The following is a 24,661-nucleotide window of genomic DNA, read 5'->3' on the forward strand; positions in this document are numbered from 1 at the left end:
AAAAAGTATCATAAAAATAGCTAGCTAAATAACTGTATTTTCTAGTACTGAACATTTTTATGATACAAATATAACATCCTAGGTATTATAACCTTGGGTTATCTGTCCCGAAATCCCCGCTGCATGATTGACAGTGATAGTGAGCACCATTCTAGATAGTATGCATTTTAATACGAATAAACTATTTATTGAAAAATAGATGAATTAGAGGGAGTTCAAATAACTAAATTTGATAAACAGCCCAACAAAAAGGGCAGAAATTATCTGCCCTTAATAAAATAGATTTTAAATAATTTATTAATGGTTAGTCATTAGCATAGCCATGCATCGGCAAGCATCTACCATCTAAATAAGCGTGGTTATCAGCCATTACTAAGCGCCCATCAACAAACCATTGTACGACCATTGGATAGATATTGTGTTCTTGTGCTTTAACGCGTTCGACAACATCTTCTTCCGTATCATCAGCAAAAATAGGTACTTTCGCTTGCAAAATAACCGGTCCGCCATCCAGCTCTTCGGTAACAAAATGTACCGAAGTTCCATGTTCACTATCGCCGTTTTCCATTGCTTTACGGTGGGTATGTAACCCCGGGTATTTAGGCAATAGAGAAGGGTGGATATTGAGCATTTTACCTGAGTAGTGTTTGACTAGGTCGGCAGTCAAAATGCGCATGAAACCCGCTAACACTACTAAGTCAGGGTGGTAGTTATCGATTATTGCCATGAGAGCCGCGTCATATTGTTCGCGATTAGCAAATTCTTTTGCGCTCAATGATAGGGCTGGGATCTTGGCCTGTTGTGCACGAACCAACCCGTAGGCATCGGGTTGGTTGCTGATCACGGCGACAATTTGTGCCTGAAGACCATTAGCTGTTGCATCAATCAGTGACTGTAAATTACTGCCACTGCCTGATATAAGGACAACAATTTTCTTCATTAGCGGATAACAACCTGCTCTTCACCATTAGGTTGCTCAGCAATAACACCGATTTGCCATGCTTTTTCGCCTAATTGGTTCAGTAGGGTTAATGCCGCTTCAACTTCGCTTTGTGGCAGGGCGATGATAATACCAACGCCACAGTTAAAAGTACGGTACATTTCATGACGGCTGACGCTACCTGCGGTTTGCAGCCAGTCAAATACTACTGGCCACTGCCAGCTACTTTCATCAATTTGTGCTTGAGTATTTTCTGGTAATACGCGAGGAATATTTTCCCAAAAACCACCACCTGTAATATGGGCAATAGCATGAATATCACATTTCTCAATCAGCTCTAGCACATTTTTGACATAAATACGTGTTGGAGCCAATAGATGGTCAGCTAATGATTTCCCTTCAAGCTGAGTGGCTTCTGGGTTGGTTTTACTGACTTCAAGGATTTTACGAACCAGTGAATAGCCGTTTGAATGTGGGCCGCTAGACGCTAATGCGATCAGGGCATCTCCTGCGCTGACTTTGCTACCATCAATGATCTCTGATCGTTCAACGACACCAACGCAAAAGCCTGCAACATCATAGTCTTCACCGTGATACATACCCGGCATTTCTGCGGTTTCACCGCCAACTAATGCACACCCTGATTGTTTACAACCTTCAGCAATACCGGTGATCACGCTTGCAGCGGTATCAACATCCAGTTTGCCTGTTGCGTAATAGTCTAAGAAAAACAGAGGTTCAGCGCCTTGGACGATTAGATCATTGACGCACATAGCCACTAAGTCGATACCAATAGAGTCGTGACGTTTTAAATCCATTGCAAGGCGTAATTTGGTTCCTACACCGTCAGTACCGGAAACTAGAACGGGTTCACGGTATTTTTGTGGTAGGGAACATAGTGCACCAAACCCCCCCAGTCCTCCCATAACTTCTGGTCGGCGAGTCTCTTTGACCACACCTTTAATACGTTCAACCAATGCGTTACCTGCATCAATGTCAACACCGGCATCTTTATAGCTGAGAGAGGTTTTATCAGTCACTACGGCCCCCAAGGCAATTGTGTTGTAGAAAAATAAACTGCAATGCAGATTATTCTAACAGGCTAAGCAAACGTTTGCGATAGCTTTATTCAGGAATTAGGTCTAACATAAAAATGAGCTATTTCTGATTGTTTTGACATCAATCAAACTGAACCTAGTGGCATCTCGGGTAAAAAGAGTTATAATCCCGCGATTTTTTTGTGCGCTGGCGTCTAAAATAGTAGGAGAATTCCATGAAGATCGTTGAGGTAAAACACCCTCTCGTTAAACATAAACTCGGCCTGATGCGAGATCATGATATAAGCACTAAGCGCTTTCGTGAACTGGCCTCAGAGGTTGGTAGCCTACTGACTTATGAAGCAACTGCTGACCTAGAAACTGAGAAAGTGACGATAGAAGGTTGGTGTGGTCCTGTAGAAATAGAGCAAATTAAAGGGAAAAAAATCACCGTCGTTCCTATTCTGCGTGCAGGTATTGGCATGATGAATGGTGTTCTGGAAAGCGTTCCAAGTGCGCGTATTAGCGTAGTGGGGGTTTACCGTGATGAAGAAACATTTAAACCCGTTTCTTATTTCCAAAAATTAGTTTCAAATATTGATGAGCGTATGGCACTGGTTGTTGACCCTATGTTGGCAACAGGGGGCTCTATGATCGCAACTATCGATCTGCTAAAAAACGCAGGTTGTAAATCAATCAAAGTATTAGTTTTGGTTGCTGCTCCTGAAGGTATTGCTGCATTAGAAGCGGCTCACCCAGATGTTGAATTATATACCGCGTCTATTGATGAATATTTAAATGAAAACGGGTATATCGTTCCAGGGCTAGGTGATGCTGGCGATAAGATATTTGGTACTAAATAAATAATTAGCCGACTTTAGAAGTCGGCTTTTTTTTAATAAAAAAACACTATACTTTAACGAATTCAAGATGCAGATAACCAATAACTCTGCGTCTAGAAGGGTGACGAGTATAAAGGGGATGAAAAGAAATGACACGCCGTGCGATCAGCGTTGAAGAAAGACCACCGTTGCTACAAACTATACCGTTAAGTTTTCAACATTTATTCGCCATGTTTGGTGCAACCGTTATTGTACCGATATTATTTGGGGTGAACCCAGCCACAATCTTATTGTTTAACGGTATTGGTACGCTGCTTTATTTATTTATCTGTAAAGGAAAAATTCCTGCATATTTAGGATCCAGTTTCGCCTTTATTTCTCCAGTAATGATATTACTGCCACTCGGCTATGAATTGGCTCTTGGCGGTTTTATTATTTGCGGGGTGTTATTTTGTTTGGTGGCTCTGATTGTTAAAGTTGCAGGAAGAGGGTGGATTAACGTTATGTTTCCCCCTGCTGCAATGGGGGCGATCGTCGCGGTGATTGGTCTCGAATTGGCACAAACTGCGGCTAGCATGGCCGGTTTATTACCAAAAGAAGGAGCGCCGGTTGATACAAACACGTTAATTATTTCGATCACCACGCTTTCAATCACGATTTTATGTGCAGTAGTATTTCGGGGTTTTCTGTCGATTATTCCTATTTTAATCGGTTTTTTAGCAGGTTATGCCTTATCTTATTTTATGGGGATCGTCGATTTTACCCCTGTTATTGAAGCGCCATGGTTTGCTGTTCCAACCTTTTATACCCCACGTTTTGAATGGTTTGCTATTTTAACTATCTTGCCTGCGGCGTTAGTCGTGATTGCAGAGCATGTTGGCCACTTAGTTGTGACTGCAAATATCGTTGAACGTGATTTGATGAAAAACCCAGGCTTACACCGTTCAATGTTTGCGAATGGTTTTTCTACCGTCATTTCAGGTTTCTTCGGCTCAACACCAAATACGACTTATGGCGAAAATATTGGGGTTATGGCAATCACTAAAGTTTACAGTACTTGGGTAATTGGTGGTGCGGCTATCATTGCTATTCTCCTATCCTGTGTAGGTAAACTAGCCGCAGCGATTCAATTAGTGCCAACTCCTGTGATGGGTGGGGTATCGCTATTACTTTATGGCGTAATTGGTGCATCGGGTATTCGTGTATTAATCGACTCTAAAGTTGACTATAACAAGCCTCAAAATTTGATTTTGACTTCAGTGATTTTGATCATTGGTGTTAGTGGCGCTGTGATTAGTATTGGTCAGGCAGAACTAAAAGGTATGGCATTAGCAACGATTGTTGGTATCGCGATGGCATTATTATTCCGCTTTATTACTTTTATTCGTCCTGAAAAACAGTTTGTGACTTCAGATCTCGAAGAAGTCGATACGCATTCGAAGAAATAAAAGTGCGAAACAGTTGCCGATGTGATGAAAGCATCGGCAATCAGATTTCTTGCTGTTCATCTATCTTTGCAATTTATGGTAAACTTATCAGCGTTAATTGTTTTGTACAGCCAGAGGTGCTTCTGAACACACCATCGCAGCTTTCACTACCACTATATCTACCGGATGACGAAACGTTTGCCAGCTTTTATGCAGGGGAAAATGAAGCGTTGCTCTCTGCGATCAAGCTCGCTATCCATCAGCCACACGGTAGTTATATTTATTATTGGTCTCGTGAGGGGGGCGGTAAAAGTCACCTATTGCATGCGGCTTGTGCTGAGCTATCCGAGCAGGATATTGCAGTTGGTTACGTTCCACTCGATAAGCGAGCCTACTTTGTCCCTGAAGTGCTTGATGGCATGGAACATTTATCATTAGTGTGCATTGATAACATTCAGTGTATTGCCGGTGATCCTGAATGGGAAATGGCGATTTTTAACCTATATAATCGTATTTTAGAAATTGGCAGAACCTGTTTATTAATAACCGGTGATCGACCACCAAGACAAATTGACCTCTCGCTGCCTGATCTCGCATCTCGGCTCGATTGGGGGCAAATTTATAAATTACATCCATTGAGTGATGAAGACAAAATTTGTGCGCTACAATTGCGCGCGCGAATACGTGGTTTTGAATTACCTGAAGATGTGTGCCGGTTTGTTTTAAAACGCTTAGATAGAAAAATGGGGACGTTGTTTGATATTTTAAATCGACTGGATCACGCATCAATTGTTGCGCAACGTAAACTGACTATTCCCTTCGTAAAAGATATTCTTCAGTTATAGAACAATTAGAATGAATAAATAGTCCACCTCACTCCATAATTAAAGTGAGGTGGTGGGATATTATAATATGTCTAATACTTGTTCTGGTGGACGTCCTAGTTTGGCTTTTTTGCCGTTTACCACGATAGGGCGTTCAATTAACTTAGGATTTTCATGCATGGCATGCAAAAGTTGTTCTTGCGTTAAAGACTCATCCTTTAGATTGAGTTCTTTATACAGATCTTCTTTGGTGCGCATTAATTGGCGCGCATCAGTGAAACCTAATGATTTTAAGAGCTGTTTCAAGTCAGCGATGCTTGGTGGTGTTTTTAGGTATTCAACAATCGTGGGTGTGATCCCTTTAGATTCTAATAGCGCCAGAGTTTCGCGGCTCTTAGAACAACGAGGGTTATGATAGATTTTGATCGTGTTCGTCATCGTTATGATCCCTTACGGTTTAGCTTTACTGTCTCTTAATTGTAATTTTCTTAATTCATCGATACGTGCATCATAGCGTTGTTGTTCATAGCTACCTAAGCGACTCTTTTTACTAGCCTCGGTAAGATAATTAACGGCATTATCATAGTTACCCCGTAACGCCATACCTTCGGCATAGGCGGCAAGCTCTTCTGTACGCTTACCTTGTTTAGCCGATGCTTCGGCTAATAAATCCCAACCATTAGGATCATCGGGGTAATTAAAGGTATACCTATTTAGCAATGAAGTTGCTTCAGCAAGCTGCTTATTGTTGATTAAAGCATTTGCTAAATTGATTTGTAGCACTGGATTATTTGGCGATTTTTTCAATGCATTTTGTAAGCGAGTAACGGCTTGGCCTGCACGACGCTGTTCAATATCCAAATCTGTCATGCTATCGATAAACCATGGATTATCAGGTTGTTTTTCTAGCAAGCTACTGACAATTTTAGTGGCTTCAGCATACTTTTTATCTTGAGATAATTTCAAAGCACGCCCATATTCTGCAGCCATACGCTCTTGGGCGGTGCCCTTACTATAATTTTCTATGATCTGATCTAAAGCATATTGTTGGCCTGAAGTATACATAGATAAAATGCGTACACGAGCTAACATAAAATCTTCGGAAGAAGGCACCTTTAATTTGGGATACTGATTGGAACGGTTACGTGCATCTGCCAAACGGCTGTCAGGCAATGGGTGAGTTAGCAAAATTTCAGGGGGTTTTGACATATAACGAGTTTGATCTGACATCACTTGCATAAAGTCAGCCATTGCGTGAGGGTCAAAACCAGAGCGTCTGAGAGTCTGTAAACCGATACGATCCGCCTCTTGCTCATTGGCTTGGGTGAAACTGATCATGCCTTGTTGCATGCCAGCAAAAGTACCCGTTAAAGCGGCAAATCCTGCTTGGGGGTTTGCCATTACCAATAATAATGAACCAATCGTGCCAGCAATCGCTAATGGCGTTGTGCTTTTTTGGTCTTCCATCATACGTGCTAGATGACGCTGGGTAACGTGTGAGATTTCATGCGCCATAACTGACGCTAATTGGCTTTCGTTTTGGCTATAACGAAACAGTGCCGAATGCAGTACTACATTACCACCAAAGTAGGCATAGGCGTTAATATTAGGGTTATTCACCAAATAGAACTTGAAGGGGGTTTTAACCGAATCGGCATTCTTAACCAACCGCATACCCAGTTTATTAATGTACTGGTTAAGAAGAGGGTCATAAATCAAGGGTGTACTGGCGCGAATTTGTCGGGTGATAGCATCACCCATAATAATTTCCTGATTGATGCTTAATGTCCCACCAGCAGTTGTGCCGATGTCGGGGAGAGTATCTTCAACTGCACTGAAGGCGGGTAATACAGCGCCGTTGACACATGCAGCTATCAATAAAACCATAAGTGGATTTTTCAGTTTTTTATTCATGAAACAATGGCATCCCGTACAACGATGAATTTTGAGATCAATCTATGATAGCAAATGCTACCGTAATGTCTGTTAATTGGTATAATTTTCGCTAATTTAGGAACTGTCTTTAATGCATCAATTTCCAAGGAGCTAACTAATGCTGGAAATGTTATTACAATGGTATCGGCGCCGTTTTGCTGACCCACAGGCTGTTGCACTATTCACACTGTTGATTGTCGGCTTTGCGATCCTATTTTTCTTCAGCAGCATTTTAGCTCCTTTATTAGTGGCATTAGCACTTGCTTATATACTTGAATGGCCAACGCATTTTCTTGAACGATTAGGCTGCTCACGTGTCGTGGCTGTTAGTATTATTTTGACCTTGTTTGCTGGAATTAGTGCCATGGTTATTTTAATTATTGCACCAACGGCATGGCAACAAGGAATAAATCTTGTTGGCGATTTACCGAATATGGTCAATCGGTTTAACGAGTTTGCTCAAACATTACCAGAGCGTTACCCTGCATTAGTTGATGCCGGTATCATTGATATGATGGCTGATAACTTACGGAGTCGCTTATCAGGAATGGCTGAATCAGTGGTTAAAATGTCAGTTGCTTCCTTGATAGGGGTATTTACCTTGGCAATTTATGTTGTTTTAGTACCATTAATGATGTTTTTCTTAATGAAAGATAAACAAAAAATCATTAATAGTGTACAAAAAGTGCTACCAAGAAATCGTTTGTTGGTCGGTAAAGTCTGGGTTGAAATGAACCAACAAATTACTAACTATTTACGTGGTAAAGCCACTGAAATGGTGATTGTCGGTATTTGTACTTATGCAGGTTTTGCCTATTTTGATTTACGTTACTCGGTGTTATTGTCTGTGCTGGTGGGGGTATCCGTTTTGATCCCTTATATTGGCGCGGTGGTTGTTACGATCCCTGTTGTGCTTGTAGCTTTATTTCAATGGGGTATAGGAAGTGATTTTTGGTCTCTGATTGTGGTTTATCTTATTATTCAGGGCTTAGACAGTAACTTAATTGTGCCGTTATTATTCTCTGAAGCTGTAAACTTGCATCCATTGGTGATTATTTTATCTGTAGTCATTTTTGGTGGATTATGGGGTTTTTGGGGCGTGTTTTTTGCTATCCCCCTCGCAACGCTGATTAAAGCCGTGATCAATGCGTGGCCAGAAGAAACATTAGAGAGCCAACCAAAACAAGAATAATAGGTTAACCAATAAGATAAAGCGGGAAATAAACTTCCCGCTTTGTACGCTATTTTAGATGAGGAAAGTTTCTCATCAGTCGCTATTAAGCGTTTGCGTTTAAGTATTCAAGAACAATTTCATGGTGATTACTGGTTTTGAAATTGTCGAATACATGTTCGATAGTTCCATTTGCATCAACAAGGAAGCTAATGCGGTGGATACCGTCATAGGTTTTACCCATGAATTGTTTTTCACCCCAAACACCAAATTGTTCACACACTTGGTGATCTTCATCTGATAATAGCGTGAAGTTGAGCATTTCTTTTTCAGCGAAACGAGACAATTTTTCGGGTTTATCGGTGCTAATGCCTAAAACTTCAACACCTTTTTGCTTAAGTGTATCCATTTCATCACGCAATCCACATGCCTGAACAGTACATCCAGGCGTCATGGCTTTAGGGTAGAAGTAAACTAATACGCGTTGACCCTGATAATCTGAAAGATTGATGATTTCACCATCTTGGTCAGGAAGGCTAAATTGAGGCGCCTTATCACCGGCTTTCAATGGGTTCATTACATATATCTCCGTTAACTCTGCATTTTGGGATTATTAACAATGCTTATGTTGCCTTTAGCATTGAGCATTGTACATAGTTGTTGAAATTTATTTTTTATAATTAAGCCATTATCATCCAATGGATGATGTGCTGTAATTTGAATTTCAAGCTGAGCCGGCGCATCATGACTTGCAGGCTGTGTTTTTGATACTAACTCCGCAATATTACATTGTTGAGTGGTAAACAAATTTGTAAATTGTTCTACGATGCGAGGTGCATCATCGACCACGACATTCACTGTTACCGTTGACGGGTAGTCGGTGGTTTCTACGCTTTGTGTTCGCTTCATCACAATTAACAACTCTAGTTCAGCCCCTTTTAATGGCAGAGTGGCCTCTATTTGTGCAATTGCATTCCAACTCCCTGAAAGCATCATAATAAAGGTGAACTCTTTACCGAACATCGCTAAGCGGCTGTCTTCGATATTGCAGTCACATTCGCTCACAAGGCGTGTAATTGTATTCACAATGCCCGGACGATCGGTTCCCAGCGCGGTAATAACAAGAAATTGCTGTTCGGTCTTAGGCAAAGTCGTTTCCTTCATATTTTTTATTCTCAGGTCGCTTTTTACTCAATAATTTAAGGAGCAAAATCGACAGGTTGATGATGGTAAGGAAACCATAAAAATAACAATCTGCCAAGAGGGCAGATTCACTCTTGCGAGGAATGATCGAGAATTATTACTTCTGTTTAAGTTATTCAGAGCGGTATTAACAAAATTCATTAAAAACCTGCGTTTGGGTGGTTTTCTTCTTTGAAATGAAAACGTACCATGGAGTCTAAACTATTTAGGGGGTATAGCTATGTCTCATTCAAACACAAACTATAAAGAGTTTTTAACTGGCAGTATTGTTGCAGTCATTACACCAATGGATTCAAAAGGGCGTTTGGATAAACAAAGCTTGAAAAAATTGGTGGATTACCATGTTGAAAGTGGTACTTCTGCGATTGTGTCTGTTGGGACGACTGGCGAATCAGCAACACTAACACATAAAGAACATGTGGATGTGGTTAATGCGACATTGGAACTGGCTGATGGGCGTATTCCGATCATTGCAGGAGCAGGGGCGAATGCGACCGCGGAAGCTATCTCTCTGACTGAAGAGTTTGAAAATTCAGGCGTTGTTGCTTGCCTGACAGTCACACCTTATTATAATAAGCCTTCACAAGAAGGATTGTATCAACACTTTAAAGCTATTTCAGAGAACACGAGCTTGCCTCAAATCCTCTATAATGTACCATCACGCACAGGGTGTGATTTATTGCCTGAAACGGTGGGACGTTTAGCAAAATTGGCGAATATTGTGTCAATTAAAGAGGCAACAGGGAACTTAGCAAGGGTTCATCAAATCAAAGAACTGGTTGATGACAATTTTGTTCTGCTCACAGGTGATGATGCAACCGCATTGGACTTCATGCAATTGGGTGGTCAGGGCGTTATTTCTGTTACGGCTAACGTTGCGGCCGCACAAATGGTAAAAATGTGTGACTTAGCGCTTGCGGGCAAATATACTGAGGCTCGTGAATTAAACAAAATCCTGATGGGTTTGCATCATCAGTTATTTGTTGAGCCTAATCCAATTCCAGCGAAATGGGGCTGCCACCGCCTTGGTTTGATTGCTGACGATACGTTGCGGTTACCAATGACACCGTTAACTGAGTCAGGCCAACAGAAAGTGGAAGCGGCACTGAAACTCGCTGGGTTACTGTAAAATTTAGGGAATTTTAATGGCAACATTATTGCAAAAATCGAAGGTTATGAAGGTTGCTGGCCTGTCACTTGTGGTGTTACTGGCAGCCTGCTCCAGCGATCAGCGCTATAAACGTCAGGTCAGTGGTAACGAGGAATATCTCGATGCCGCGCCATTGAAAGTGTTAAATGTACCACAGGGAATGACGTTACCATTGCAAAATGGCGAATATGAGCTCCCTAAAGTCACCTCAACGGGACCGGTGGGTAAAGCACTGGATATTCGTCCTCCAGTATTGTCGATTTCGCAGTTAGCGGGCTCACGTACTGAAGATAGTGCTGAAGCAAGTCGTTTGTTGCTTGATAATACACCTGAAAATAGCGCGTTATGGTCACAAGTTACGTTAATTTTAGAGCAACGTGGTATCCCAGTGACATCGAAAGATGATGGCTCACATTCTATTGAAACCGATTGGGTGAAATGGGAACGTGCTGATGAAGATGTACCGCTAGAAAGCCGCCATAAAGTGACTGTACAGCCACAAGGTGGGCAGATTGCATTAACTGTGACTAATTTAGGCTTGCGTCAAGGGGCAGAGACTATCACTGACCAAGCTGAAATCCAGCGTTACAATAAATTATTGCTCAATGAATTGACTGATAGCCTATACGCGCTGCGTGATACGTCAAATAAAAATAGTATCCAAAGTGCTTATGGCATTATTGATGTTCAGTCTGGTAGTGATGCCACTGGCTTACCTGTGGTTATCGTTCGTGCACCGTTTGATGCTGTTTGGGAACGTTTACCTCATACCTTAGAAAATGTGGGTATGAAGGTTGGTGACCGCAGCCGTTCAACAGGTTCAGTGATGGTAACTTATAAAGGGTTAAGCAGCTCCGAATGGCAGAACTTAGGTGTTGATGATCCTTCTGTTCCAGAAGATGACTACAAAGTTCAAGTCGGTGATTTAAACAACCGCAGCAGCTTACAGTTTATCAATACTAAAGGTGTACCATTAACTCAAAAACAAAATGATGAAATGGTTGCTGCATTAAAAGCGGCTTTTAGTAAAGTCGGCAATAAATAATTTATCTCTTAAGCCGTAACTCATGTGTTGGGTTACGGCTTTTCTATTGCGTTTATCGCGCTTTCTTTCCTTTCTGTTCTTTAAGTTTCACCCCCTCGCTAAATGGACAAAAAACCAGTATTTACGCCTAAGTAATCGTTTGCGTCTGTAGGTGAATTTTATTATCATTATTCGGTAGGCTAGATAATGATGCTTTAATGAATTATAGCTCTATATACAAACTAATGCCGGCAAGTGAATGAATGGCTAGCGGTGTAGGTAATTATGTGGTTGGTGCAAGTCAGTGCAGTCAACATGATTGCAACCTACAAGATGACAGGTATAAACAGAACAGAAAATTAACAATGAATTGCGACATTCTACTGTTACTTATCTGGATCTGCGCAAGCGTTGATACCTTAATTGAATAATCACATCTCTGGAGTGTGTAAGATGCAAAAGAAAGCTGAGTTGTATCGTGGTAAGGCGAAAACGGTCTATACCACAGAGGATCCTGACCGTTTGATTCTGGAATTCCGTAATGATACATCAGCACTCGATGGGGAGCGCATCGAGCAGTTTGACCGTAAAGGGATGGTAAACAATAAGTTTAATCATTTTATTATGAGTAAGCTGGAAGAAGCTGGCATTCCAACGCAAATGGAAGCTTTACTGTCAGACACTGAAGCGTTAGTCAAAAAATTGGAGATGGTGCCAGTAGAGTGCGTTATACGTAATCGTGCCGCAGGCTCTTTGGTTAAACGCCTTGGTGTTGAAGAAGGCATGGTATTAAACCCACCATTATTTGATTTATTCCTAAAAGATGACGCTAAGCATGATCCAATGGTCAATGAGTCTTACTGTGAAACGTTTGGCTGGGTTAATCAAGAAAACTTAGCAGAAATGAAACGGTTAAGTTATAAAGCTAATGACGTATTATCAAAAATTTTTGCAGATGCAGGGCTGATCTTAGTTGATTTTAAACTGGAATTCGGTTTGTTTAACGGGAAAGTTGTTTTGGGTGATGAGTTCTCTCCGGATGGTAGCCGCCTGTGGGATAAAGAAACACTCAATAAAATGGATAAAGACCGTTTTCGTCAAAGCCTTGGTGGTTTAATTGAAGCCTATGAAGAAGTTGCTCGCCGTATTGGTGTGAAACTGGATTAATTTTTACATTAATTAATGTGTTAACAGCCCTAATTAGGGCTGTTTTTTTATTATTCAGCGCCACAATTTATACGCTGATCTAGCATTTTACAACCCGCTATTGCCGATGGGTTAACGGCTTTATTTTGCTCTGACAACCACAATTCTAATTGAGTAGAAGCGGAAGGTAATGCATGACCCAGTTGACGATTTTCCTGCCCATATTCAATCAATTGATTATTCAAAAATACAAAATGGAGTAGAGTTTGAGGTTTTTGGGTATACATCAAGTAGGTGGTGGTTTGCTGTGTTGCTAAATCAGTGGGAGGCCCCATCAATTCGATAACTTGCTGTTGATTCATATCGATTGTAATAGCATTGAGATCTGGCTTGGTTGCACAACCAGCGATAAAAAATAGCGTAGTCATTATGATACAAGCTTGATAGATAACACGCATGTTAAGTGACTCAGTGATCTATATTGGTTATGCGATTAGATCATAAAAACAGCGTTAAATCTATCTCTGATCTCGTTGGTTTAAACGAGCAAAATTGTTTGCCCAATGTTCAGGTGTATTCTCTAATTGTATATTTAATGCATGACTTAATGAATAGAGTGTAGGCGCAGGCAGTAGCGAATCAGGCTGTAAATCGGCGTGACATAATATTTTTTCAGGGGAGCCATCGGCGATTAATTTACCAGCGGATAAATGAAGCACACGTTGAAAATTACGCGCTACAAAATCAAGATCATGACTGATGGCTAAAACGGCACAGCCAATATCTTTTTGTACTGCGAGCCAATTTTCAAATCGAGTTAACCAAAGCGTATCAAAATCACGACTTGGCTCATCTAGAAGTAATATTTTCGGGCGTACAGCACTCAGGCATGCAACAGCCACCATACGCTTTTGACCTGCATTGAGATCTAAAGGGTGATGATCTGCAACATCTTCTAAATGACATATTTCTAAAGCGTCTGCGATGCGCTGATTCATTTCTTGTTTGGATATTTTTAGCCGTTTTAGTCCAAAAGCAATTTCTTGCTTAACACTGCTATGAAAAACTTGCTTTTCAACTTCTTGAAATAAAATGCCAATTTGAGTTGCCCGCTGTGTCGCACTGAGTTTCGAGATCAGATCTCCATTCAGCTGTACTTGCCCTTGTCTTGGTTGCAATAAACCCGCAGCCAAACGCAACAATGTTGATTTACCTGCGCCATTATCACCCACTAGTGCAACCTGCTCGCCAGCAGTAATCTTGATAGAGAGTTGTGTTAGGGTATCTTGAATCGTATTCGGCCAGCGAAAGTACAGATTTTCAAATCGCAGCATACTTGTCCTTTAAAACATGTAATAACTCATCGTCATTGTTTGGGATATTAATATTCCAACCATGTTGATTGATGAGGTAGCCAAGGGCGCGCCATGCATCAGGCATGTTAACAGTTGACTGTGCTGCGGCAAAAACGCGCTGTCGATCGATACTGGCGATAGTTTTTCCTGCATCAAGTAGCATGACTTGTTGGCAAAAGCCAAATGCAGGTAGCAAATGGCGCTCAAATAGGATCACACTACAGCCGGTTTTGTGTGTGTAATTCTTTAAGTTAATCAACAGTGAGTGGGTTGCTTTTGGCGTTAAACGGCTAAATGCTTCATCGAGTAATAATAATTTAGGTTGCATGGCGAGGGCACTAGCGATAACAACACGTTGAGCCTCGCCACCGGATAGCGTGCTTGGGTGACGATGACGCAATGTTTCACAGTGCGTGAGCGCTATTGCTTCATCAACTCGTTGATAAATTTGTTCTTCAGGTATTCCTTGATTTTCAGGTCCAAAGGCAATTTCCTGTTCAACGCTAAAGGTGCAGCCAGAGAGTTGCAGCTGTGGTGATTGTTGGATCAGTTGTCGTTGTGTACTAAGAGTGACTAAATTCCCTTCGGTAAGCGGTAGAGAAAACACGTCTCCAGTGCCTGTTAGTTCACCACTCATTAACTCTGGCAACCAACCACAAAGTAATTGAGCTAATGTACTTTTACCACTGCCATTACCACCGAAAATACCCAGCCATTCGCCCTCTGTTAATTGAATATCGATGGGGCCCAGTATCGATGTGTTTGCTGTTTTCGGTGTAAAAGAGAGTTGCTGTAAATTTACCACCACCACCGGATCCCTCCTTCAACTAACATGATGATTAACAACGAGTAGCGAGTGATAGTTTGCAAATAACTATCTTTAGGCGCATTCAGTGTAGTACGTTGACGAATAAGGCGAAAACTACGCATGTCTAACGCAGCGCCACGAATGGCTAAATCATTGAGTGTTTGGGTAACTAATGGCAGTAGCACAGCAGGTAAAGAAACTAGTTTCTGCCAAATGTGACCATCAAGAGGTACACCTCTAGCCAGTTGCGCTTCTTTGATACTGGCTAATTGCCTTTGTAGTTGCTCAATAAATAATAGTGGCCCTGATAACAAATAGGAGAAACTAGGCGGTAAGCGGCTAGCAAAGAGGGCTCTAATAAAGTTTTCGGTAGGAACGTATTGTAACCATATCTGAGCACTGCTGGCGATCGCTAATAGCCTTAACCATAGGGTCAAGGCTTTTTCTTGTTGAGTGATCGCAGGGAATGCTCCTGTGATCCAATAACTCAGCCAACCGCTATGGATCAGCCATAATCCACATGCCATGGGTAGCATTACCCATACAACAAAACGCCAACGGTGGCGAGCGGCTTTCCAAATCAGTAATAATATCAGTACCAATGCATTCATCACGAGCAATGGCCAGCCAAGGGGTAATAATACCACGGTAAAACTGAACCAAACCCATAACGTTAGCGAGGTAAATGGGTGCATATTCACCGTACTCTCGCCATATGCGGAAAATTTTGCTGGGCACGTAGAGGCAATTGGCGGACTAACAGCCAAGCGACAATGGCCGAAAATATCTTGTCTGTAATATTGGCGCCGAGTACCGTAATCGCCACCGATTCCAATAAGTTTTCACCGACAGCATGGAAGTAAGCAACAAAAAAGTCAGCACCGCTGCCTGTTGTACCAGCAAATAAATAGGTGCGGATCGGCACTGCAACTAACATCAATGCTAAGGTGATGACAACCCCGGAAAGAATGACACGAGGTAACGTGCGAAAGCCCCCAACATGAGCTAATAGACCCGCGCTTAAGCCTATCATCATGGCAACAGGGGCGAAGGCTGCGGCGATAGGGCCACTTAATAATCCCCACAGTAAATTGGTTAATAAACCCGTTAATACGGCGATCCAAGGGCCTGCAAGTAACGCGCAAATAAGTGTGCCGATAGAATCTAAAAATATGGGAAGTTTAATCATTGAGCTAATTTGACCACCGATCATATTAATAGCAATAGAAAAAACGATCAGTACCAAGGTACGGCTAGAAAGAATAGGGGATTTTGACATGAAAAATTGGATCCTTAGGGATAAAGAATATTGAATTTACTGAGTAAGACGTGCTGAGACGACTAACTCTTCATATCCAGATAATTCACAGTTTGCACGGGTAAAGGTGAGATCTTCTAATTCACCAATAATTAACTCTAAAGTCGTTCTAACGGTACATCCAGGCATCATATGACCGCCTTTCATATCACCATTATCATCAGATATTGCTAAATGAAGGTGCTCGCCTTCGGCATCTAATGTGCCAATTAATGAAACTATTTCATATTTGCCAATAAATTGTTTTGTTTCATCACGTCCTGCAAATCGTAAATTAACGTTAGTTAAACTTCCGACACATCCGGCAATGAAGGCGGCCTTTAAATTATTTGATGTAATAAACTGACGTAGAGCAGGTATGACATCTTCTTCGGGACGTAAGCGCAGAGCTAAATAACGTATATTGGAGGAGCCTGACAGTTGGTGTGTATTCATGTGAATAGCCCTAAACTATATATAATATAAATATGGCATGTTTTATTCATCTGCCAAAATGCTGGAAAATCATAAGTTATGATTATTTTATATTTAGATCCGATTATTGTAAGCAACAATCAACGAGATATCAGTAACGAAGTGTTTTCTTTTGCATATACACATAAAATTGCGTTTAATTTTTGTTAGGGACTAAATCATTAGCTGTAAAATAGTTAGTTTTATTCAAAGGTAGACGAAAATAGGCAGTTGTTATCAATGATTATGGCGTATATAAATAAAAATAATTAAATCAATAACCCCGATTTTAGGTTTAAACTGCAATTTAACCCTATATCTGTTTATAAGAGAGGTGACTATGCGTTGGCAAAACCGTCGTCGAAGCGACAACATTGAAGATAGAAGATCCCAAAATTCATCAACAGGCTTTCGGGGAACTGGCGGTGGGATGCGTATTCCTTTACGGGGGAAAAGTGGCATCGTGATCTTAATTGTAATTGTGGTGGCGGGTTATTATGGTGTTGATCTTACTGGATTAGTGACAGGTGAACCAATAGGAAATACCACCTCTCAACAAACACAACGAAGCGCGGCCAGCCCGCAAGAAGAACAATTAGCCGATTTTACCTCAGTGATGTTGGCTTCAACAGAAGATGTATGGCAAGCAGAATTTAAGCAAATAGGTAAGCAATATCAACAGCCTAAATTGGTTATTTATCGTAACGGTACATCGACAGCGTGTGGCCAAGGCCAAGCGTTTATGGGGCCGTTTTATTGCCCAGTAGATAGTAAAGTCTATATTGACCTTTCATTTTACAATGATATGAAAACAAAACTCGGTGCTGGTGGTGAATTCGCTCAAGGTTATGTTGTAGCTCATGAAATTGGTCATCATGTACAACATTTATTAGGCATAGAGCAGCAAGTGAGAAAGTTACAACAGGGTATCAGTGAGAAAGAAGCCAATAAATTGTCAGTGAAATTAGAACTTCAAGCGGACTGTTTTGCGGGGGTATGGGGACACAATATGGATAAAGAGGGTATCTTGGGCGATGGTGATCTGCAATCGGCTCTTAATGCCGCACAAGCAATTGGTGATGACAGGTTACAGCAACAGAGCCAAGGCCGCGTGATCCCTGATAGTTTTACACATGGTACTTCACAACAACGCTATTACTGGTTTAAAAAAGGTTTTGATACAGGTGATATAAATAGCTGTAATACGTTTTCCGCTCAAAACCAATTTTAAAGAGCGGTATAAATGAAAGTATCAATAAATAGCAGGTTAGGTTTGCTTCTTGTATTGTGAGTGAATAACATTAATCGTCTTTTTATTCATTGTTGTTTGTATCACAGGGAATATTGTATGAGTCAAGTTGACCCAACTTTGATTATTTTATTGGTTTTAGCTGGCCTTGGGATCATTAGTCATAACATGACGGTAACATTAGCCATGTTATTTTTATTGGTTGTACGTATCACGCCATTGAACAATTTTTTTCCTTGGGTTGAGAAATATGGGCTGACAATTGGTGTTTTAATACTGACAATCGGGGTCATGGCGCCGATCGCCAGTGGTAAAATCTCCGCCCACGATGTGCTTGGATCATTCTTAAATTGGAAATCGATCTTGGCTATTGTCATTGGCATATTGGTTTCTTGGTTGGGAAGCCGTGGCGTAACGTTAATGTCACATCAACCTTCGACAGTCGCTGGTTTATTGGTTGGTACAGTGATTGGTGTCGCACTGTTTCGAGGGGTACCTGTGGGGCCATTGATTGCCGCAGGGATCTTGTCATTATTAATTGGTAAATCTTAACCTTAGTATGACTCACTCACTTTCTGAAATTTGTGTACAGCTGAATACCATTGGGCATCGACGCTTATTCGTCCTATCTGGGGAAACGCAGTGGATTGATGACAAGTTAAATGATATTCGATCATCCATATTAGGTGATTGGATAACTATCTCCCCCTCAATCAGTCAGGGCCTCGCTGGGAGCCAAGCACACACTTTGTTAGGCCAAGAATTCTTGCATGCTATTTTTGATGCAAGAGAGGGGTTGCATTGTGAAGCCTTAGCAATATTAGCAGGTACCTTGAAAGCGGGCAGTCTATTGGTTCTGTGTACGCCTCCACAAAATCAATGGGCGGTTACGCCGGATAATGACAGTTTACGTTGGAATGAACAGGGAGGTATGATTGCGACCCCTAATTTTGTTCATCACTTACAGCGGACAATTAATCTACAGTCTGAGGTTTTAATTTGGCAACAAGGTGATGAGCCTCATTTTTGTTTATTGCAAGATGATTCACCTTGGCAACCACCATCAGGTCAAGCGACACCTGCACAGCAACACGCACTAGAACAGCTATTATCAGCCGATCTAGGGGTTTGGGGGGTAATTGCATCGCGAGGAAGAGGGAAATCAACCCTTGCAGGCATGTTGATCCGTGGTTGGCAAGGCGAATGTTGGTGTTGCGCACCATCAAGAGCAGCAACACAAACACTCGAACAATATGCGGGAAATTCCTTGGTGTTTTGGTCGCCTGATGAATTACTTCACTACTGCAATAGCGGTGGAGAGATAAGTGCAGATTGGCTAGTTATTGATGAAGCTGCGGCAATACCGAATTATATTTTGCGTCAGTTAATTGAGTATTTTCCGCGTGTTTTATTGACCACAACGGTTGATGGCTATGAGGGAACGGGGCGTGGTTTTATCAACAAATTTTGTGCGCAATTAAAGAATTTTACGGCACTTGAATTAAATGAGCCCATTCGCTGGGCGATGAATGATCCGCTTGAATCATGGATAAATCAGGCTCTGTTACTGGAAGAACCTCAAAGTCGCGAAAAACGCTCGTTATTATGGCAAATTGGCTCTGTAACTCAACAGCAACTTATTAGCCAACCTAGGCAATTACAGCGTTTCTATGGGTTATTGACCAGTGCTCACTATCGAACATCACCGCTTGATTTACGTCGTTTGCTTGATGCAAGTCGCCAGCAATTTAAAATAGTCAAATCAGATACAGATCTTATTGGTGCCCTATGGATGGTGGAAGAAGGGGGACTAGAAAGTGAGTTAAGTTGGCAAATATGGGCGGGTATTCGTCGACCTAGAGGTAATTTAGTCGTCCAGTCGCTGGCGGCACATAGCTATTTTCCAGAAGCAGCCGAAATGTTTTCACAGCGAGTGATGCGGATCGCAGTTGAAGCCAGTTATCGCAGGCAAAAAATAGGTTTGCAACTCCTTGAGCAACAAAGACTCACCGCTATCAACCAAGGCGCTGATTTTTTGTCGGTGAGCTTTGGGCTCACCCCCGAATTACTGTGTTTTTGGCAGTGTGCAGGTTATCAATTAATACGTATAGGAAGTCATTTAGAGGCAAGTAGCGGTTGCTATACGGCGATGGCGATTTTACCACTATCTTTATCAGCTAAGGCGTTATGTGATAAAGCAACAAATTATTTATCCAGAGATATTTTTTGGCGTAATGATCTTGATGCTTTTAATTTAACGATAAGTGAGCAGCAACAGCTGATGGAAGCGGATTGGCTTGAATTAGTTGGATTTGCCTACTATCACCGACCTTTAGCTGCGAGTTGTGCGGCAATACAGCGTTTACTCCTTGAATATAAAGAGTCGTTGCCGCTGTTATCACTACATTTCCATGCAAATTATTCTATAAATGAAATTTGCCAACAATGGGGCCTTATGGGGCAAAAAGCGTGGTTGAAGCAAGCGAGAGCAGAAGTTAGAGATGTGATCCTACATCAACGCCCTGAGCTTGTTATGACTGTCGCGATACCCTAAATAACTCGAAGCGTTGTTAGGTACCAATTCAACGAGTCATTGGCAGCTTAGATAAGACGGTGACTGAGGCAAGTAACAAAGCGCTATCTTGAACGATGATGGGTAGAAAAAGGATTATTTTTTCTGGTCTTTTGGCCAGTCGTCGTCCTCATCCCAAAGGTGGTTATTATCTTTATGAGGGGGGATATCTGGTTTATTATCAAGGAACTTTTTATGATCGACTTTCATCATGTCTTTGATCGAGTTCCAGATGACGCCGACTAAAATCAGAATGATCACCCACCAATAGTCTGCTAGCCAATGCATATGTTATTTCCCATGTGTATTAATGTTGTATACTCGTCATACTTCAAGTTGCAGCGCTGTTCGTTGAGGTATAGTGATACGCTTAGCTAGCTGGGTCACAGAGTTTATTTATGCTCCCCATCTATCTTCGCTTATCGCCTAGCCGCGCCTCGGATGATTTAGAGTATAGATTTATTGCCAATCGTATATTTCATGATTTAAACATATTTTAAAGTGAAGGGGAGAGCCATTTTGAATATAAAAAAGGGATTTTTAATTCTAATGGGTTGGACTGCTGTAATATTAGCCTGTTTAGGTGTGGTACTGCCTGTATTACCAACAACACCATTTTTATTGTTAGCAGCTTGGTGTTTTTCTCGTTCGTCTCCACGTTTTCATCACTGGTTATTGTATCGCTCATGGTTTGGTAGTTATATTCGCCATTGGCAGACATATAAAGGGCTACCTAAAGGCGCGAAACCGAAAGCGTTCATCGTCATCTTAGTGACGTTTACTATTTCAATTTGGGTGGTCAGTTTTTGGTGGTTAAAATTGGGATTGTTTGCTCTGTTGTGCTGGTTATTGATTTTTATGTATCGCTTACCCGTAGTCGACAAACCAACGGTTTAAAGCGCCTTTATTGGCGCTTTAAGTGTTATTCAGGCACTTTAATATAGCGATTAAACACATACTCTATATTGGCTAATAACCATGTTTTACCCAAAATTTCTTCCTGTTGCAGAACTGATGCGATCACATTGGGGGTAAGTAGCTGTTCTGCTTCATGGGATAAGGGCCAATAGCTGATATGCCACGGTTCATAAGCAACCCCTGCATCTTTAGCCGTAAAAGGGCGATAAAAATCATAAGTCGCCATATTGTCGGTTAACCACTGATTTAGCTCAGCAAAATAACCACCATCCTCGTATTCCCAAGGCTCTAATTGCAATGATTGATCTGCTGGTAGCCGTAATGGGTCATAAACATCAATTTCAGTTCCCCAATGATGGCGGCTGGCGCCCGGCAGCGCAGACCAATGCAAGATCGCTTCGCACAATTCACCTTCGGTTAATAACGCGATATCGAGAGGTTGGCTTTGTTTATCAAGAACCGGACGTTTACCAACAAATTTTTCATTCCAGATGAGCTGCTGACGTGAAAAATCACGAAAAGCACTGGCTGATTGTAGCTTGAAACCCGCTTTAGCAGCCGCTTGCTGCATAGCTAAGAAAGCCTTAGTCGCATTAAATTGTAGGCGGTGATTACCGCCTAAAGTGACGAGATGATCGGTTGATCGGCCCGTTAGCATCTCTATTGAAATCATAGTAATAGGAGCTCCATAATTCGTTCATAAATCCGTGCCAGCTGCTGTAAGTCATCGACACTAACGCATTCATCAACCTTATGAATGGTAGCATTGAGAGGGCCTAGTTCAATGACTTGAGCCCCCATTTGAGCGATAAAACGACCATCAGATGTTCCACCGCTGGTGGAAAGCTCTGTATTACGGTTGGTTAACTCACTAATGGCTTGGACGGTTGCATCAACCAGTTTCCCTGTACGCGTTAAAAAAGGTTGTCCTGAAAGAGACCAAACTAACTCATATTTTAATTGATGACGTTCGAGCATGCTTTTAACTCGCTCGCGGATCATCGTATCGGTGAGTTCTGTACTAAAGCGAAAGTTAAACTGAATAAAAAACTCACCCGGTATGACATTATTAGCCCCAGTTCCTGCTTGAACATTCGCAATTTGCATACTGGTGGCAGGGAAAAATTCATTGCCTTCATCCCATTGCGTTGAGACCAACTCTTGTAGAAACGCGGTGGCTCGATGTACAGGGTTATCGGCGAGATGGGGGTAAGCAACGTGCCCCTGTGTACCTAAAATGGTCAAATTAGCGGTAATTGAACCACGGCGGCCATTTTTCACCATATCACCTAGCTGAGACTGGCTAGATGGTTCTCCAACCAAGCAATAGTCCAGTCGCTCATTACGTTGCATAAGTGCTTCAACCACTTTAACTGTACCATTTGTGGCCTTTGCTTCTTCATCAGAGGTTATTAAAAAAGCAAGGCGACCGGTGTGGCTAGGATGTTTGGCAACAAAACGCTCTGCGGCAACCACCATTGCGGCGATGGAGCCTTTCATATCAGCTGCACCACGGCCGTATAGATGTTGGTTAATAATTGTTGGGGTGAAAGGTGGCGTTTTCCATTTAGCGGGATCGCCAGCAGGAACCACATCGGTATGACCGGCAAATGCTAACGTTTCTCCTGAGTGGCCGCGGTGAGCCCAAAAATTAAGTGTATCGCCATAAGGCATTTCTTCAATGGTAAAGCCAATCTTTTTTAGGCGTTCAATGATTAGTGCCTGACAACCTTGATCATCGGGGCTAATTGAAGGACGAGCAATCAGATCTTGGGATAGTTGTATTACAGGGCAATCCATCGTTAGGCTCCGACTTATTGAGTAAATTGTTGATATTCATCAGCGGAGAAACCGATAAGGTAACGCTTATCAGCAGAAACAAGGATAGGGCGTTTGATCATTGCGGGCTCAGCCAGTAATACTTTTTTGGCGCTGTTATCATCAATAACCGCATTTTTTTGTTCATCGCTCAGTTTACGCCATGTTGTTCCTCTTTTATTGACAAGGACTTCCCAACCAAGGTGGGCGATAAATGTTGATAATAATGCATCATCAATACCATCAACACGATAGTCATGGAATTGATAACTAATGTTATTTTCTTCCAAATAGCGACGTGCCTTTTTAATGGTGTCACAATTTTTAATGCCATACATAATGTAAGGTGTTGATGCGGTGTTTGACATGGAGTTTTCCTTTACTGACTAACGGTTAGTCATACATAATGCGTTAAAATTCAATCATGATCTACCCTTTCTATCTATTGTCTATGCAGTAGGTAAAATTTAATCTAATGATTAAAATAACGTTAACTTAAGTTATTATCGTATTATTAAGGGAGGTATATAAACAATATTTGTATTATACGGTGACAACTATACTCGTCATACTTCAAGATGCAGGGTTGTTGACTGCACTCAGCTAGCCGAATCACATAGTTCATCTATACTCCCCGTCTATCTTCACTTGTCGCCTACCTGCAACTCGAATTATTTAGAGTATATATCTTTATTGATGATTTTACTTATCAAGAAAATATAAAGGATAGCGATTTCTTCGCTACAAGGATTAATTTATTAGCATGCTTATTTTTATCTTATTAATAATATTACTTTGAACGCATATAGATTAAACTTGCTTCTAATCGTGAACGTACATTTAATTTTTTTAGCATGTTACGAATATGCACCTTGACTGTTTCTTCCGAAATAAAAAGTAATTTAGAAATTTCTTTGTTTTTTAAACCCGTTGCCATTTCATGCAGTATTTCACTTTCTCGTCTAGTGAGAGACGATAATGGATCATAAGTTTGATGGCGATTAATTAAGCATTGATAAACCTTTTCGCTAAAAACATGGTGCCCTTCAGCTGCTTTGCGCATGCTATTTATGAGCATATCAAGCTCACTATTTTTGAGTAAATACCCTTGTGCACCTGCATCAATGGCATTATAAATATCTGTTTTAGTAGATGAAAAAGATAAAACAAGTAAATATGATTTAATGCAGCGCTTGCGTAGTAACCTAATGGTTTCAAAGGTCTTTGTGCCGTAAAGGTTCGTATCGATAAGGATCATGTCAGGTTGCAGCTTATCAGCGATATTGAGGGCATCAGAGGCGTTACCGCTCTCAGCGGCAATAACAAAGAGCTCATCTGAACCCATAAGATGTCGTAGCCCATAGCGGAAAAGAGGGTGTTCATCAATGATCATGACTGTTTGAGGGGACATAATAGCTTTTCCTTTATATTCGTCATACTTTATGTTTTAGCATTGGTGATTAGACTCACT

At 41.4% G+C, this 24,661-nt stretch carries 28 protein-coding genes; 11 read left to right on the forward strand and 17 right to left on the reverse strand.

Going from position 1 to position 24,661, the window contains the following annotated elements; genetic code table 11:
* Window positions 1-304 precede the first annotated feature (304 nt).
* Both purN and purM read right to left on the reverse strand, forming a co-directional pair.
* Window positions 305-940 (reverse strand): phosphoribosylglycinamide formyltransferase, encoded by a 636-nt coding sequence (purN, locus tag JI723_RS09215; protein ID WP_337979935.1) that lies wholly within the window; start codon window positions 938-940, stop codon window positions 305-307.
* Window positions 940-1,980, reverse strand: a complete 1,041-nt coding sequence (purM, locus tag JI723_RS09220; protein WP_337979936.1) for a phosphoribosylformylglycinamidine cyclo-ligase — start codon at window positions 1,978-1,980, stop codon at window positions 940-942. The genes purN and purM overlap by 1 nt, the downstream gene beginning before the upstream one ends.
* 233 nt (window positions 1,981-2,213) lie before the next feature.
* Here purM and upp point away from each other — a divergent pair, with 233 nt between their 5' ends.
* The 3 genes from upp (at window position 2,214) to hda (ending at window position 5,091) form a co-directional block, all read left to right on the forward strand.
* On the forward strand, window positions 2,214-2,840 hold the full coding sequence (upp, locus tag JI723_RS09225; RefSeq protein ID WP_070928363.1) for a uracil phosphoribosyltransferase: 627 nt from the start codon (window positions 2,214-2,216) through the stop codon (window positions 2,838-2,840).
* A gap of 128 nt (window positions 2,841-2,968) precedes the next feature.
* A complete protein-coding gene (gene uraA / locus JI723_RS09230) occupies window positions 2,969-4,267 on the forward strand; it encodes a uracil permease (RefSeq protein WP_272580063.1) in 1,299 nt (432 codons plus the stop codon).
* Between the two features lie 116 nt (window positions 4,268-4,383).
* The gene (hda, locus tag JI723_RS09235; protein ID WP_217495499.1) at window positions 4,384-5,091 is read left to right on the forward strand and encodes a DnaA inactivator Hda; all 708 of its coding nucleotides are present in this window, start codon (window positions 4,384-4,386) and stop codon (window positions 5,089-5,091) included.
* Window positions 5,092-5,151: 60 nt separating this feature from the next.
* On the opposite strand, the gene arsC is transcribed toward hda, so the two are convergent.
* Both arsC and bepA read right to left on the reverse strand, forming a co-directional pair.
* The gene (gene arsC, locus JI723_RS09240; protein ID WP_070928360.1) at window positions 5,152-5,508 is read right to left on the reverse strand and encodes an arsenate reductase (glutaredoxin); all 357 of its coding nucleotides are present in this window, start codon (window positions 5,506-5,508) and stop codon (window positions 5,152-5,154) included.
* A gap of 12 nt (window positions 5,509-5,520) precedes the next feature.
* A complete protein-coding gene (gene bepA, locus JI723_RS09245) occupies window positions 5,521-6,984 on the reverse strand; it encodes a beta-barrel assembly-enhancing protease (protein ID WP_337979937.1) in 1,464 nt (487 codons plus the stop codon).
* A gap of 139 nt (window positions 6,985-7,123) precedes the next feature.
* Here bepA and JI723_RS09250 point away from each other — a divergent pair, with 139 nt between their 5' ends.
* On the forward strand, window positions 7,124-8,197 hold the full coding sequence (locus JI723_RS09250; RefSeq protein ID WP_272580065.1) for an AI-2E family transporter: 1,074 nt from the start codon (window positions 7,124-7,126) through the stop codon (window positions 8,195-8,197).
* Window positions 8,198-8,282: 85 nt separating this feature from the next.
* On the opposite strand, the gene bcp is transcribed toward JI723_RS09250, so the two are convergent.
* Window positions 8,283-8,753: a thioredoxin-dependent thiol peroxidase gene (gene bcp, locus JI723_RS09255; RefSeq protein ID WP_070928354.1), complete on the reverse strand. Its 471-nt coding sequence runs from the start codon at window positions 8,751-8,753 to the stop codon at window positions 8,283-8,285.
* A 14-nt stretch (window positions 8,754-8,767) separates the two neighbouring features.
* Window positions 8,768-9,325 (reverse strand): glycine cleavage system transcriptional repressor, encoded by a 558-nt coding sequence (locus JI723_RS09260; RefSeq protein WP_070928351.1) that lies wholly within the window; start codon window positions 9,323-9,325, stop codon window positions 8,768-8,770.
* A gap of 274 nt (window positions 9,326-9,599) precedes the next feature.
* Between JI723_RS09260 and dapA the strand changes: the two genes are divergently transcribed.
* From dapA to purC, 3 genes are all read left to right on the forward strand, one after another.
* A complete protein-coding gene (dapA, locus tag JI723_RS09265) occupies window positions 9,600-10,508 on the forward strand; it encodes a 4-hydroxy-tetrahydrodipicolinate synthase (RefSeq protein ID WP_070928349.1) in 909 nt (302 codons plus the stop codon).
* A gap of 16 nt (window positions 10,509-10,524) precedes the next feature.
* Window positions 10,525-11,574 (forward strand): outer membrane protein assembly factor BamC, encoded by a 1,050-nt coding sequence (gene bamC, locus JI723_RS09270; protein ID WP_070928346.1) that lies wholly within the window; start codon window positions 10,525-10,527, stop codon window positions 11,572-11,574.
* Between the two features lie 432 nt (window positions 11,575-12,006).
* A complete protein-coding gene (gene purC / locus JI723_RS09275) occupies window positions 12,007-12,720 on the forward strand; it encodes a phosphoribosylaminoimidazolesuccinocarboxamide synthase (RefSeq protein ID WP_070928344.1) in 714 nt (237 codons plus the stop codon).
* Window positions 12,721-12,770: 50 nt separating this feature from the next.
* Here purC and bamE read toward each other — a convergent pair whose 3' ends face one another.
* The 6 genes from bamE to JI723_RS09305 form a co-directional block, all read right to left on the reverse strand.
* Window positions 12,771-13,127, reverse strand: coding sequence for an outer membrane protein assembly factor BamE domain-containing protein (gene bamE, locus JI723_RS09280; protein ID WP_175442531.1), 357 nt, complete (start codon window positions 13,125-13,127; stop codon window positions 12,771-12,773).
* A gap of 90 nt (window positions 13,128-13,217) precedes the next feature.
* Window positions 13,218-14,033: an energy-coupling factor ABC transporter ATP-binding protein gene (locus tag JI723_RS09285; protein ID WP_272580066.1), complete on the reverse strand. Its 816-nt coding sequence runs from the start codon at window positions 14,031-14,033 to the stop codon at window positions 13,218-13,220.
* The gene (locus tag JI723_RS09290) at window positions 14,020-14,865 is read right to left on the reverse strand and encodes an energy-coupling factor ABC transporter ATP-binding protein (protein ID WP_319066454.1); all 846 of its coding nucleotides are present in this window, start codon (window positions 14,863-14,865) and stop codon (window positions 14,020-14,022) included. The genes JI723_RS09285 and JI723_RS09290 overlap by 14 nt, the downstream gene beginning before the upstream one ends.
* Window positions 14,853-15,557 (reverse strand): energy-coupling factor transporter transmembrane component T, encoded by a 705-nt coding sequence (locus tag JI723_RS09295; protein WP_272580117.1) that lies wholly within the window; start codon window positions 15,555-15,557, stop codon window positions 14,853-14,855. Before JI723_RS09295 ends, JI723_RS09290 begins: the two co-directional genes overlap by 13 nt.
* 2 nt (window positions 15,558-15,559) lie before the next feature.
* The gene (locus JI723_RS09300) at window positions 15,560-16,141 is read right to left on the reverse strand and encodes an ECF transporter S component (RefSeq protein WP_070928336.1); all 582 of its coding nucleotides are present in this window, start codon (window positions 16,139-16,141) and stop codon (window positions 15,560-15,562) included.
* Between the two features lie 36 nt (window positions 16,142-16,177).
* Complete coding sequence (locus JI723_RS09305) at window positions 16,178-16,615, reverse strand: PPC domain-containing DNA-binding protein (protein ID WP_070928333.1); 438 nt, start codon at window positions 16,613-16,615, stop codon at window positions 16,178-16,180.
* 358 nt (window positions 16,616-16,973) lie between these two features.
* Here JI723_RS09305 and ypfJ point away from each other — a divergent pair, with 358 nt between their 5' ends.
* The 3 genes from ypfJ (at window position 16,974) to JI723_RS09320 (ending at window position 20,436) form a co-directional block, all read left to right on the forward strand.
* Window positions 16,974-17,864 (forward strand): KPN_02809 family neutral zinc metallopeptidase, encoded by an 891-nt coding sequence (gene ypfJ / locus JI723_RS09310; RefSeq protein WP_319066452.1) that lies wholly within the window; start codon window positions 16,974-16,976, stop codon window positions 17,862-17,864.
* A gap of 117 nt (window positions 17,865-17,981) precedes the next feature.
* Window positions 17,982-18,434 (forward strand): DUF441 domain-containing protein, encoded by a 453-nt coding sequence (locus JI723_RS09315; RefSeq protein ID WP_070928327.1) that lies wholly within the window; start codon window positions 17,982-17,984, stop codon window positions 18,432-18,434.
* Between the two features lie 7 nt (window positions 18,435-18,441).
* Window positions 18,442-20,436, forward strand: a complete 1,995-nt coding sequence (locus tag JI723_RS09320; RefSeq protein WP_337979938.1) for a tRNA(Met) cytidine acetyltransferase TmcA — start codon at window positions 18,442-18,444, stop codon at window positions 20,434-20,436.
* A 114-nt stretch (window positions 20,437-20,550) separates the two neighbouring features.
* Here JI723_RS09320 and JI723_RS09325 read toward each other — a convergent pair whose 3' ends face one another.
* Entirely contained in the window at window positions 20,551-20,742 is a 192-nt protein-coding gene (locus JI723_RS09325) for a YpfN family protein (RefSeq protein WP_070928323.1), read from the reverse strand.
* A 237-nt stretch (window positions 20,743-20,979) separates the two neighbouring features.
* Between JI723_RS09325 and JI723_RS09330 the strand changes: the two genes are divergently transcribed.
* Window positions 20,980-21,351, forward strand: a complete 372-nt coding sequence (locus JI723_RS09330) for a DUF454 family protein (protein ID WP_337979964.1) — start codon at window positions 20,980-20,982, stop codon at window positions 21,349-21,351.
* Window positions 21,352-21,376: 25 nt separating this feature from the next.
* Here the strand turns inward: JI723_RS09330 and JI723_RS09335 are convergent, their stop codons facing one another.
* The 4 genes from JI723_RS09335 to JI723_RS09350 all read right to left on the reverse strand — a co-directional run bounded on the left by JI723_RS09335 (window position 21,377) and on the right by JI723_RS09350 (window position 24,601).
* Entirely contained in the window at window positions 21,377-22,045 is a 669-nt protein-coding gene (locus tag JI723_RS09335; RefSeq protein WP_337979939.1) for a M15 family metallopeptidase, read from the reverse strand.
* Window positions 22,042-23,172, reverse strand: a complete 1,131-nt coding sequence (dapE, locus tag JI723_RS09340; RefSeq protein ID WP_337979940.1) for a succinyl-diaminopimelate desuccinylase — start codon at window positions 23,170-23,172, stop codon at window positions 22,042-22,044. The genes JI723_RS09335 and dapE overlap by 4 nt, the downstream gene beginning before the upstream one ends.
* 14 nt (window positions 23,173-23,186) lie before the next feature.
* Window positions 23,187-23,558: an ArsC family reductase gene (locus tag JI723_RS09345; RefSeq protein ID WP_070928318.1), complete on the reverse strand. Its 372-nt coding sequence runs from the start codon at window positions 23,556-23,558 to the stop codon at window positions 23,187-23,189.
* A 422-nt stretch (window positions 23,559-23,980) separates the two neighbouring features.
* Entirely contained in the window at window positions 23,981-24,601 is a 621-nt protein-coding gene (locus tag JI723_RS09350) for a LuxR C-terminal-related transcriptional regulator (protein WP_070928316.1), read from the reverse strand.
* Window positions 24,602-24,661: the final 60 nt, after the last annotated feature.

Origin of the sequence: Providencia manganoxydans (assembly GCF_016618195.1) — a bacterium.
GTDB classification, from domain to species: domain Bacteria; phylum Pseudomonadota; class Gammaproteobacteria; order Enterobacterales; family Enterobacteriaceae; genus Providencia; species Providencia manganoxydans.